This is a genomic window from Bifidobacterium polysaccharolyticum, assembly GCF_016101585.1.
GTDB lineage: Bacteria > Actinomycetota > Actinomycetes > Actinomycetales > Bifidobacteriaceae > Bombiscardovia > Bombiscardovia polysaccharolytica.
This window is the reverse complement of the sequence record NZ_JACFQG010000004.1, coordinates 73,412-85,576: the sequence shown is the minus strand read 5'-3', so window position 1 is coordinate 85,576 and position 12,165 is coordinate 73,412. Positions and strand designations below refer to the sequence as shown.

Annotated in this window: 8 protein-coding genes and 1 pseudogene; 7 read left to right on the top strand and 2 right to left on the bottom strand. The window is 58.8% G+C overall.

What is annotated here, in order from left to right:
* Positions 1-199 precede the first annotated feature (199 nt).
* On the bottom strand, positions 200-493 hold the full coding sequence (locus H3T90_RS07240; RefSeq protein ID WP_198230090.1) for a WXG100 family type VII secretion target: 294 nt from the start codon (positions 491-493) through the stop codon (positions 200-202).
* A gap of 69 nt (positions 494-562) precedes the next feature.
* Here H3T90_RS07240 and H3T90_RS07235 point away from each other — a divergent pair, with 69 nt between their 5' ends.
* The 6 genes and pseudogenes from H3T90_RS07235 (at position 563) to H3T90_RS07210 (ending at position 8,356) form a co-directional block, all read left to right on the top strand.
* A complete protein-coding gene (locus tag H3T90_RS07235) occupies positions 563-1,354 on the top strand; it encodes a TPM domain-containing protein (protein WP_198230089.1) in 792 nt (263 codons plus the stop codon).
* A gap of 4 nt (positions 1,355-1,358) precedes the next feature.
* Positions 1,359-2,117: a response regulator transcription factor gene (locus H3T90_RS07230; protein ID WP_110425491.1), complete on the top strand. Its 759-nt coding sequence runs from the start codon at positions 1,359-1,361 to the stop codon at positions 2,115-2,117.
* Between the two features lie 130 nt (positions 2,118-2,247).
* On the top strand, positions 2,248-4,062 hold the full coding sequence (locus H3T90_RS08930; RefSeq protein WP_269751111.1) for a sensor histidine kinase: 1,815 nt from the start codon (positions 2,248-2,250) through the stop codon (positions 4,060-4,062).
* Between the two features lie 86 nt (positions 4,063-4,148).
* A complete protein-coding gene (locus H3T90_RS07220) occupies positions 4,149-4,538 on the top strand; it encodes a cold-shock protein (protein ID WP_015022102.1) in 390 nt (129 codons plus the stop codon).
* Positions 4,539-4,606: 68 nt separating this feature from the next.
* A pseudogene (locus H3T90_RS07215) lies at positions 4,607-5,581 on the top strand (DUF3027 domain-containing protein); the annotation flags it as partial.
* Between the two features lie 132 nt (positions 5,582-5,713).
* Positions 5,714-8,356: an ATP-dependent Clp protease ATP-binding subunit gene (locus H3T90_RS07210; protein ID WP_232350638.1), complete on the top strand. Its 2,643-nt coding sequence runs from the start codon at positions 5,714-5,716 to the stop codon at positions 8,354-8,356.
* Positions 8,357-8,513: 157 nt separating this feature from the next.
* Here the strand turns inward: H3T90_RS07210 and iolD are convergent, their stop codons facing one another.
* Positions 8,514-10,388: a 3D-(3,5/4)-trihydroxycyclohexane-1,2-dione acylhydrolase (decyclizing) gene (gene iolD / locus H3T90_RS07205; protein WP_198230087.1), complete on the bottom strand. Its 1,875-nt coding sequence runs from the start codon at positions 10,386-10,388 to the stop codon at positions 8,514-8,516.
* Between the two features lie 256 nt (positions 10,389-10,644).
* On the opposite strand from iolD, the gene H3T90_RS07200 reads away from it, so the two are divergent.
* The gene (locus tag H3T90_RS07200) at positions 10,645-12,105 is read left to right on the top strand and encodes an NAD-dependent succinate-semialdehyde dehydrogenase (protein WP_198230086.1); all 1,461 of its coding nucleotides are present in this window, start codon (positions 10,645-10,647) and stop codon (positions 12,103-12,105) included.
* Positions 12,106-12,165 lie beyond the last annotated feature (60 nt).

Below are 12,165 nucleotides of genomic sequence, written 5' to 3'. Positions count from 1 at the left end.
CGGGCTTTTCGGCTGAACCCAGTGATCGCCAAGAACAGGGACCTGCGCATCGGGATATGGTGCGCAGGCCCCTTTCTGTTTTATGGTCTGCTTTCCTTTATCGCCTGTTCTGTATTTCCCTATGCCTGCAGGTCTGGACCCGATGCGCCATGGTCAAATGGTCAAATAGCTCTGAGCTGCCAGCACATAGGCCCGATGCTCAGGCTCCGGCGAAGAGGCGTGTAGCCTGGGCTTCGGTATCTGCATAAAGAGCCGAAGCTTGGGTTAATGCCGCCTGGATGCCTTCAAGTGCCTGTTCCATCTGGGCTTGCGAGGCGCGCCACTGCTGGGCCACTGTGGCGAATTGGTTGGCCGCCGAGCCCTGCCAGACGCTTTGAAGATTGCCCAGGTTGGTGTACATTCCCGCCACGGCATCTCTGATGGCCCCTATTGAGCCGCTGACTGCGCCGGAGGCTGTCTGTATCTGATCTGAATCAACTTGGAACCGTGTCATGGTTGTCCTTTCCGTGAATGGCGGTGATGGTGGGGGAGTCCGATGCCGTCAGCCGCTACTGTGGACACTATGACACTGTTCACTCGGTTGCCCCGTCCACGGACCCATGTGGTCGAACGAGTCTTCCTCCACAAGGCGAGCCCGGGCTGCGCTCTGGCCATGAGGCGGGTTCTGGCTTTCCTGCTCTTGACGGTTTTGATGACAGGCGCCCTTGGACCGACCAGGGTCTTTGCCGATGAGCCTCAGACCGGGGCCGGAACCATGACCGACACGATCACTGATCCACAGAATCTGCTGGGTTCTGATGTGGGATCCGTCAAGGATGCGATCAAGGAGACCGCAGAACAAACAGGAGTATCGGTCCGACTGCTCTACTTGCCGCATTTCTATGAGGGTGTCAAACCGGAGATCTGGGCATCCCGGGCGCTCGAATCGATGAAGCCTGCCCAGGACACGGTTATGCTGGCCGTGGCTTCTCAGGACGGCAAATTGGTCGTGGCGGTCTCCAGCAACTCGCAGGCCTGGCTCAAGGACCAATCCAGCGTGGATCAGCTCTCGCAGGCTGCCCTGGAGCCGGTCACTAAAAGCCGCAATCCTGACTGGGTGGGCTCGGCTAAAGCCATGATGACCCAAGTGGAGACTCTTGAGCAGAACCACCGGCATCACCGGATCATGATCATCGCTCTTTCGGTAACGGTTGTGGTCCTGGTCATTCTGGGCGTGGCCGTTACGATTTGGTGGCGTCGTAGCAGCCGAAGCGGGGCTCATCATCGCAGGTCCAGTTCAGTGAAGAAGAAACCAGGTCCGACCGAGACAGTCAGCGAACTTTCAGACAATACCCAGAAAGAGGCGGCAAGCTGAAGCCATGAGCAAACCGACGCAAGCACAACTGGTCGTGGTCGACGACGAACCGTCCATCAGGGATCTGCTGGTGGCTTCCCTACATTTTGCGGGCTTTGCGGTTGAGACCGCGGCGTCCGGCTCTGAGGCCATTCAGGTCATTGAGCGCATCCAGCCCGATTTGATTGTCCTGGATGTCATGCTGCCTGACATCGATGGGTTCACAGTCACCTCCCGTATCCGCCAGGAGGGAATCGAAGCGCCGGTGCTCTTTCTGACCGCCAGGGATGACACCCAGGACAAGGTCATGGGGCTGACTGTGGGTGGCGACGATTATGTGACCAAACCCTTCAGCCTGGAGGAGGTTGTGGCCAGAATCAAGGCTATACTGCGCAGAACCCGCGAGCACCAGGAGGATGACCCGATCATCCGCGTGGGTGATCTGGAGATCAACGAGGATTCCCACGATGTCACCAGGGCTGGCCGACCGATTGACCTGAGCCCGACCGAATACAAGCTGCTGCGCTACCTGATGGATAATGAGGGTCGCGTGCTCAGCAAGGCCCAGATTCTGGACCATGTCTGGCAATACGACTGGGGCGGTGATGCGGCCATCGTGGAATCTTATATCTCCTACCTGCGCAAGAAGGTGGATGGCATCACTGTCAGCGATGGGCACGGCGGTGAGCGCAAGGTCACCCCGCTGATCGAGACCAAGCGAGGAATCGGTTACATGATTCGGGCCCCTAGGCAGAACGCGTCGGATGGCGGCGATGGTGACTAGTCCCCAGAGTCCGACCCCTGAGACAGGACAATCGGCTGTTCCCGATTCGAGGTCGGCCGACAGGTCCAGGTCGTTCAAGGGTTCGGACTCCGGCAGGGGAGCCGATTCCGGCAAGCCGAGGGGCAGGTCCATGCCCAGGTCGCCTCTGGCTGCGATTCCCCTAAGTACCAAACTTGTGGCCAGCATGCTCATCCTGCTCATCGTGGGTACGGTGGGCGTCTCTGTAGCCATCTGCCAGATGGCTGACGACTATCTGATGAAACGTACGGACTCCCAGCTGATTCGCCAGGCCAATCTGGGCATCCGCAACGCCACGCTTTTGCGCCAGGAGGATCTGAGCAAGAACGGCCTGGGTCCCACCGACTACTTCCTGCAGATTCGTGACGACGACCTGCACATCATTTCGGACGACCTCAATCCCATGCAGGTCAACGGGGTCATCTCCCGCCCGCGTCTGCCCGCCGACGGCAGCCTGGGTTCGATACCCCTTGGCCAGCCGACCACGGTACCTGCATATGTGCGGGTCTCCAAACAAGCCTCGCCCGACCGCGACACCATGAAGCGAGCCCGGGCCTCATGGCGTGTGGTGGCCATGCAGTGGAAGCTGCGCAATGATCTGGACGGTTCCGAAATCAGTGGTGTGCTCTTCATCGGTCTGTCCATGAGCGACCAGGATGAGGCCGTGCATGATTTGACGGCTTTCTGCATGATCATTTCCGTCGTAGTGGTCCTTCTGGGAGGAGTCATCTCGGTCCTGCTGATTCAGTCCACTCTGGTTCCCCTCAAGCGCATCGAGAAGACTGCTGCAAAGATAGCGGCCGGCGACCTTTCCCAACGCATTCCCAGCTTCCCGGAGAATACCGAAGTGGGCTCCCTGGCGGCATCCCTCAATGCCATGCTGGCGCGAATCGAGCATTCCTTCGACGAACAGCGCCAGACCACTGAAAAGATGAAGCAGTTCGTTTCGGACGCCAGTCACGAGCTGCGCACTCCTCTGGCCGCCATCCACGGCTATGCAGAGCTCTACAGGATGCAGCGTGATTATCCAGGGGCTTTGGAGCGTGCCGACAAATCCATCCAGCATATCGAGGATTCTTCCACCAGGATGACAGTCCTGGTCACGGATTTGCTTTCGCTTGCTCGCCTGGATGAGGGCAGGGGCATTGACCCGACCCTGGCGGTCGATTTGACCGGACTGGTTCGAGACGGGGTGGACGACCTGCATGCCCTGGATCTGGGAAGAGAGGTGGCTACCGGAAGGGTTTGCCTGCATACCGAGGATCAGCCTGCTCCCCAGGAGATGCCAGCCACAGCCAGTAAGGGACTGTCAGGCCTCAAGGGACGCAGCAAGGAGAAAATCACCGTGGGCGGGCACCTGGGTCCATCGGTCAGCTTGGATATCCAGGAAGGACCCTTGCCCTCGGTACAGGTGACAGGCGACCCCAGCCGCCTTCGTCAGGTGATTACCAACATCGTGGGCAATATCCACCGCTACACTCCGTCTGATTCGCCGGTCCAGGTGGGATTGGGGCTGGTCAAGGCGACCATCGCTCCAGCGGATCTGACCAGGTTGGATGCCACTGAGTCCTCGCTGGGACACCTGACCGAGGCGATCCAGGTGGCAGAAAACAGCCATGTGGGCACCGACTATGCCATCATCCGCGTGGTTGACCATGGACCTGGTGTCCCGAAGGAATCTAGGTCCAGGCTCTTCGAGCGCTTCTACACGGCTGACCCGTCCAGAGCTCGGGAGAAAGGCGGCACGGGGCTTGGACTGGCCATTGTCCAGTCCATTGTCAAGGCCCATCAGGGATTCATCTGCGCGTCGCAGACCCCGGGGGGCGGCTTGACTTTCACCATCGTCATACCCCAGGGTGTCAGGCGGGATCAGGAGGGCGCCGAGGATCAAGCCAATCCTGCTGTCAGCCGTCCCGTACGCCTATGACAAGATGGGTCGTCCTGCCCTCTCCATTCAGGTAGACTGATTGCGGATATAGCTGTTCAAGAAGCAACGTAAGGAAGTGGCAGAGCATGCCCAGCGGGAGAGTACGGTGGTACGACGCCAAGCGGGGGTTCGGGTTCATCACGGATGAACAAGGTGGGGATGTCTTCCTGCCCTCATCAGCACTACCTGCTGGAGTATCCACTATACGCAAGGGATCCCGGGTAGAGTTCTCGGTGGCTGAGGGCCGCAAGGGCCCCCAGGCCCTGGATCTGAAGCTGGTGGGGCCGACCCCCTCCATCCTGCGCGCCAAACGACCCGATCCGGACGATATGGCCGCCATCGTGGAGGATTTGATCAAGCTGCTCGACTCGGCTGGCAATGGCCTGCGTCGGCACCACTATCCAGGTCGGGCCGAATCCGCCAAGCTGGCCACCCTTCTGAGGGCTGTGGCCGATGACTTTGATGTGCCGGACTGAGTGGACGGCGAGAAGAATCCGATGTGGATCGGTCTTGTCCGGTCCCACTGATGATGAAGGTGTGATAGATGGTTCAAGAGGACCTGGATCCTGAGGAACTGGCCAGGCGAGTGGCCCTTAGCGTGGCTGCCGACAGCGATGAGGTCGGTGAACTGGTCGGCCGTACCCCGATTGGGGATGGAGTCTGGGACTACCGGTTCGCCTCGGCCATCAAGGGATACGAGGGCTGGCAGTGGTCGGTCACCCTTTACCGCGATGAGGATGCCGATACCTGGACTGTGGATGAATCGTCGCTGGTGCCTACCGATGCGGCCTTGCAGCCTCCGGCATGGGTTCCCTGGAAGGATCGCCTGTTGCCCTCGGATCTGAGCGTAACCGACGTTATGGGAACAGATCCCGACGATTCCAGGCTGACAGTCGGATACAAACCTGCGCAGGCAGTGCCTCAGAATTCTGAAGTAGAGCAGACCTCAGAGGACAATAAAGAAGGTCAGAAAGCATCAGCCTCGGTTGATGCTGATGGTGCCGGTCAGGGGACTGACGGTGCGGTCTTCCGCCTGGTAGACCGCTCAGGTGGCGAAAAAGACGTTCACAAGCAAGAACCGAATGATCAGGTTTCCTTCGATGCACAGACCTCTGCCGCCGACCTGGATGAGGCTGTCGATCGCTTCGCTCTGAGCCGCCGGCACGTGATGACTGCCGAGGCTAGGACGGCCACCGCCAAGCGCTGGTACGAGGGTCAGCACGGTCCCAAGTCCCTATCGACCCGGACGGCCAAGGGCAAGGCATGCGAGACCTGCGGTTTCATGATTCCCCTGGCTGGCGATCTGGGGACTATGTTCGGCGTGTGCGCGAATCGTTGGAGCCCGGACGACGGGCGTGTGGTCTCCCTGGATCATGGCTGCGGTGAGCATTCTGAGATCGAGCCCCAGGAGGAGTCCCATCTTTGGGTTCAGTCCCAGCCGGCCTATGACGATCTTCATATTGATGTGGTCAGGCAGAAGCCACGCGAGGAGCGCCCTGAGGTGGAACTTATGGAGCAGATGGAGTCAGAAGACGGCTCAGAGGACTGATTCCAAGGCCTCGTTGCGTTCAGAGCGCAATCACCGGCGGGCCGAGAATAAACGTCACCGTAAATCTGTAGAGTGAATTACGGATCAAAGGGAAGGACAAGTATGTTCGAACGGTTTACCGACCGTGCGCGGCGGGTGATTGTGCTGGCGCAGGAAGAGGCCCGCACCCTGCAGCACAATTACATCGGCACCGAGCACCTCCTCCTGGGCCTGATCAGGGAAGGTGACGGTGTTGCCGCCAAGGCCCTGGCCTCCAAGGGCGTGGAACTGGATGCCACACGCAAGCAGGTTGAGGAGATGATCGGTAAGGGCAATGCGGTCCCCAATGGGCACATCCCATTCACGCCGCACGCCCGTCAGGTCTTGGAGCTGTCGCTGCGCGAAGCTCTTCAATTGGGTCACTCATACATTGGCACTGAGCACATCCTCCTCGGCCTCATTCGTGAGGGTGAGGGCGTCGGCACCCAGGTGTTGATCAAGATGGGTGTGGATCTGGGCGATCTGCGGACCGCCACTATTGACATGATTCGCGGCAACCATGAAGGTGGCGACGCTGGCAAGGGCGATCTGGCAAATGCTGGCGGCGTTGCCAACAAGGGCGGGCAAACCGGTTCGGCCATCCTGGACCAGTTCGGCAGGAACCTGACCCAGGAAGCCGCTGAAGGCAAGCTGGACCCGGTCATCGGGCGAGCCAACGAGATTGAGCGGGTTATGGTCGTTCTGTCCAGGAGGACCAAGAACAACCCGGTGCTGATCGGCGAGCCTGGCGTGGGCAAGACTGCCGTGGTCGAGGGCCTGGCGCAGAAGATTCATGAGGGCGATGTTCCGGAGACGCTCAAGGGCAAGCAGGTCTACTCGCTGGATCTGGGTTCCATGGTGGCCGGTTCACGATATCGTGGCGATTTCGAGGAGCGTCTGAAGAAGGTGCTCAAGGAGATCAAGACCCGGGGCGACATCATTCTCTTCATCGATGAGATTCACACCATCGTTGGCGCGGGTTCGGCCGACGGGGCCCTGGGCGCTTCTGACATGCTTAAGCCCCTGCTGGCCCGCGGCGAGCTGCAGACCATCGGTGCCACCACTACCGATGAGTATCGCAAGTACATCGAGAAGGACGCAGCACTTGAGAGGCGCTTCCAGCCTATTCAGGTCTCCGAGCCCACAATCGCCCAGACCATCGAGATCCTTAAGGGTCTGCGCGGTCGCTACGAGCATCATCACCACGTCACCATCACCGACAAGGCCCTGCAATCGGCGGCTGAGCTCTCTGCACGCTACATTCAGGACAGGAACCTGCCTGACAAGGCTATAGACCTGATCGATGAGGCTGGTGCACGTCTGCGCATCAAGCGGCTGACTGCCCCGCCAGAGCTCAAAGAGCTGGATGCCAAGGTGGATCGTATCTCCGCCCAGAAGGACCAGGCCATCAAGGACCAGGACTTCGAGAAGGCCGCTCAGCTGCGTGACAGCCAGGAGAAGCTGGAGGCCGAGCGCAAGGAGAAGGAGCAGGCCTGGCACGAGGGCGAGTCCGACGTGAAGATGGTCGTCGACGAGGATGTGATCGCCGAAGTGGTATCTTCGACCACCGGCATCCCGGTCTTCAAGCTGACCCAGGCCGAGTCCAAGAAGCTCCTGGGTATGGAGAAGGAGCTGCACAAGCGGATCATCGGCCAGGATGAGGCCGTCTCCGCCCTGTCCCGCTCCATCCGCCGTACCCGTGTGGGCCTCAAGGATCCCAAGCGTCCTGCAGGTTCCTTCATCTTCGCTGGACCCACCGGTGTGGGCAAGACCGAGCTGGCCAAGGCTCTGGCCCAGTTCCTCTTTGATGATGAGGATGCCCTGATCCGGGTGGATATGTCCGAGTTCTCGGAGAAGTACTCCACTTCTCGTCTCTTCGGTGCCCCTCCGGGGTACGTGGGATACGAAGAGGGCGGCGAGCTGACCGAGAAGGTCAGGCGCAAGCCATTCTCCGTGGTCCTCTTCGACGAGATCGAGAAGGCCCATCCGGACATCTTCAACACCCTGCTGCAGGTGCTGGACGACGGCCATCTGACTGATGGGCAGGGTCGCATGGTGGACTTCAAGAACACCATTATCATCCTGACCACCAACCTGGGAACCCGCGACATCGCCAAGGCTGCAAACACCGGCTTCAACGTGAGTGGCAACACCGAGACCTCCTATCAGAGGATGAAGGACCAGGTGACCAGTGAGCTCAAGCAGCAGTTCAGGCCCGAGTTCCTGAACCGACTGGATGACATCATTGTCTTCCAGCAGCTGACCGAGCCCCAGGTCCGTCAGATCGTCGATCTGGACATCGCTCAGCTCAATGATCGTCTCTTCGAACGCCACATGTCCTTGGATCTGACCGACAAGGCCAAGGATCTGCTGGCCGAGAAGGGCTTCGATCCGCTCCTGGGTGCCCGGCCTCTGCGCCGCGTCATCCAGCGGGACATCGAGGATGCGGTCTCCGAGAAGATCCTCATGGGCGACCTTACGGACAATGAGTCCGTTCAGGTCGACGCAGAAGGTGAGGGCATCTTAGGCGAGTTCACCTTCACGGGCAAGCCCTTCGAGGGACCCCGTCATGCGGCTAACTCTACCGATGGACAGAACCAGGAGCCTGAACTGGTTGGAGCCCCAGTGTCTGCCACCCCAGATGCCGATCTCTCTGAGGACGCCTCCCAGGTAGAGCGGGCAGAGCGTCCCTTGGGTGATGAACCGGCAGAAGGTTCAGCTGAATAAATAAAAAGGCCAAGGATGTACTCTCTGGTTGTTTAGCAGAGGACCCAAGGTGTAAAGCACAATGATGGGGTGGGGAACGCGAAAGGTGTTCCCCACCCCATCATTGATATTTCCAGGTTTCTGCCCAGCAATAGGTTGGACCTGGAGAGGGTGAAACTTACAGGTAAAGCTTCTGCTCCTTGGTGCGTACCTCTTCATAGGCCTGGTGGGCCTGCTTGCTGGAATCTATATGGGCCACCTGGGGTGTCGCTACATCCCACCAGGCCTGGGATGAGTCGTCGCGGACAACAGGGTCTACCGTCACGTAGATGGCAGCTATGGTCTCGCCATCGACGGCCTTCTTGACTGCGTCCTTGAGCTCCTCGGCGTCAGTGGGGCAATAGGTGGGTACGCCATACCCCTCCAATATCTTCGGGAAATCGATGGGCAGGTAGTGGTCCTTGTCCTCCAGTCCCTGCTCATTCTTCATATAGAATCGGGTTTCAAACCCCTGTGATCCGACCTGATGGGAGAGGGTGTTGATGGAACCGAACCCGTGATTGTCGACCAGAATAATGATGATTTTTTCATGTTCCTGAATGGCGGTGAGGACATCCTGGTGGTACATGAGGAAGGACGCGTCTCCGATGAAGGTGAAGATCTCCCGATCTGGTGCAGCCATACGCATCCCTAGGCCAGCTGGTATTTCGTAGCCCATGCAGGAGTATCCGTATTCGACTGAATAGCCTAGAGGGGATCCTGGTCTCCAGAGCTTCTGCAGGTCACTAGGCATGGATCCGGCGGCGTTGACCACCACATCCTGAGGCTTGGCGAAACTGTTGACAATGCCAATCACCTCCTTTTGACCGAGCTTGTTGTCTCCAGGAATATGCTGGGTCTGCCGAACGACTTCCGCCCTTGCTTCATCTGCAGCCTCCTCCGCCTGCCTGCGGTAGTCAGAAGGTACTTGCCAGTCTTTCAGGGCTCGGCCCAGTTCACGAATAGCCTCCCTGGCATCCCCGACGACCGCGATGGCTGCTTCCTTGTTGGCATCGAAGGAGGCTACGTTGATATTGACAAAGCGTACCGAGGGGTCCTGGAACATGGTATTCGATGCTGAAGTAAAGTCGGTGTACCTGGTTCCGATGCCGATGATCAGGTCGGCTTGGCGTGCTAGCTGATTGGCATATTTGAGTCCGATGGAGCCGAGGGGTCCGACGTTCAATGGATGCTCATAGGCTACAGCCCCCTTGGCGGCCTGAGTGCTGCCAACGGGGATGCCTGTATGTTCAATGAAGTTGGTCAAGTCCTGGCTGGCTGAAGAGTAGACTGTACCGCCGCCGGCAATAATGAAGGGCCGTTTACTGGCACGTATGGCTTCGGCGGCTGCAGCCAAAGCGTCCGCATCCGCTCGGGGCCGGCCGATTCTCCAGATGCGTTCCTTGAAGAGGGAAGTGGGGAAGTCGTAGGCTTCGGCCTGAACATCCTGGGGCAGGCAGAGGGTTACCGCCCCCGTCTTGGCTGGGTTCGTCAGCGTTTCCATGGCTGCCAAGAGCGCTGTCGGGAGCTGTTCAGGGCGGTTGATCCTATCCCAGTAGCGACTGACGGGGCGCAGGGAGTCGTTGCCGGAAACATCATAGGAGCGTTCATCCTCTATCTGCTGCAGGACTGAACCGGCACGACGGGTGGAGAAGATATCGCTGGGCAGCAGGAGGACGGGAAGATGGTTGACCGTTGCCGTGCCAGCAGCAGTTACTAGGTTGGCGGCTCCTGGACCGATGGAGGTGGTCACGACCATGGCTCCCATGCGGTTTTTGAGCCGTGCGTAGCCGACGGCTATGTGGCCCATGCCTTGTTCATTGCGCCCTTGGATGAAGCGCATTCGTTCTTTCTCTTCTAAAAAGGCCTGCCCAACGCCACCGACATTGCCATGTCCCATGATGCCCAGGGCACCTCCGAAGAAGGTGTTGGTCTGCCCGTCGCGGGTGACTTGCTGCGCCTCCAAGAACCGCACAATGGCCTGTCCGACTGTCAATCGTATCGTTGATACCATTTCGCTTTATCCTTCGCTTTCTTGTATACATACCCTCAAATAGCCACCGGCTCATGCCTGCAGGCGTCCTTGCCCTGCCTGCCTCCTGTCTGGGACCGGATTGGGTCATGGCTGTCGAATCAAATACTACTGACTACATATGCAAAAAATATCATTAAATGGACAAAATGTCTAAAATTTAGTATGTTGTAGTTGCTTATCCGCGCAGAAGAATGTAATTGCTGCAAAGAAGCGGCGAAAGTGAGGAGTAGACGGTATGTGGAAATACAAGGTCGAGTCAGTGCTTCCCCAGTCGGGAAAGAGTTTGTTTATCGATGGACAGTGGGGGGCTGCCGATAGTGGCAAGGTATTTACAGTGGAAAACCCTGCCGATGGCTCTACGCTCTACCAGGCATCAGACGGGGACAAGCAGGAGGCGTTGGCGGCTCTGGACAGTGCTGACCGGGCGCAAGAGTCCTGGGGTCAGTCAACGCCCGAAGAACGAAGGAACATTCTGCAAACAGCCTATGAGGCCCTGATGGACAACAAGGAGATTTTTGCAGAGCTGATGACCCGGGAAATGGGCAAGAGTTTCAAGCAGGCGCTGGGGGAGGTGGACTACGGTGGCGGCTTCCTCAAGTGGTTCTCAGAGGAGGCCATGCGTGAATATGGCAGGACTTTCCACCTGCCAGACGGCCGCAAGGGTCTGGTCACCCACGATCCGGTGGGCCCCTGCTACCTGATTACCCCCTGGAACTTCCCGCTGGCCATGGGAACCAGGAAGATTGGCCCAGCCCTGGCTGCCGGCGATACCGTGGTGGTCAAGCCTGCCGAGCTGACCCCTCTTACCACCTTGGCGCTGGTGGAGATTCTTCGACAGGCAGGGGTGCCTAAGGGTGTGGTCAATGTCATCACAACCTCCCATTCCTCCCACATTTCAGATGCCCTCTTTGCCGACCAGCGGTTGCGTAAGGTGAGCTTTACAGGTTCCACCCCTGTGGGTGTCAAGCTGATGAAGCAGGCGGCCGACAATGTGCTGCGCACTTCCATGGAGTTGGGCGGCAACGCCCCCTTTGTGGTCTTTGATGATGCCGACATTGACGCGGCTGTTGACGGGGTCATGCTGGCCAAATTCCGCAACTATGGGGAGGCCTGCACCTCAGCCAACAGGATTCTGGTCCAGGATGGGGTTGCCGATGAGTTTGTGGCCAAGGTGAAGGATCGCATCGAGGCCCTGGTCGTGGGTGACGGTATGGATGAGGCAACCGATATCGGCCCCCTGATTGACGTCAAGGCCGTAGAGCGCATTGGCGGCCTAGTCGATGAGGCAGTCAGTCAGGGAGCGGAGCTGATTGTCGGCGGTCACAGGGATGAGCATGGAGAACGCTACTTCCAGCCGACGCTCCTGGACCGGGTCCCCCGCAAGGCTCGGGTATATGCCGAGGAAATCTTCGGGCCTGTCCTGGCGGTGAGCCGTTTTGGCAGCGACGAGGAAGGCATCCAGGCTGCTAACGACACGCCGTACGGGCTGGCGGCATATGCCTATACCAGTTCGATCAAGCGCAGTGAACTCATGCAGCGCCGTAGTGAGTCCGGTGTTCTGGCCATCAATTCCGGCGTGCTCTCCGATGCCACGGTTCCCTTTGGCGGAGTCAAGCAATCGGGTGTCGGCAGAGAGGGAGGAGCCGAAGGCATCTTTGAATATATGACCACCAAGTACACCCTGCTGGTGCCCTGATTCTCTGAGCCTTTCGATTTGCAAACCCGGGAGGATGGGTGCAGGTTGGCACGGCTCAGT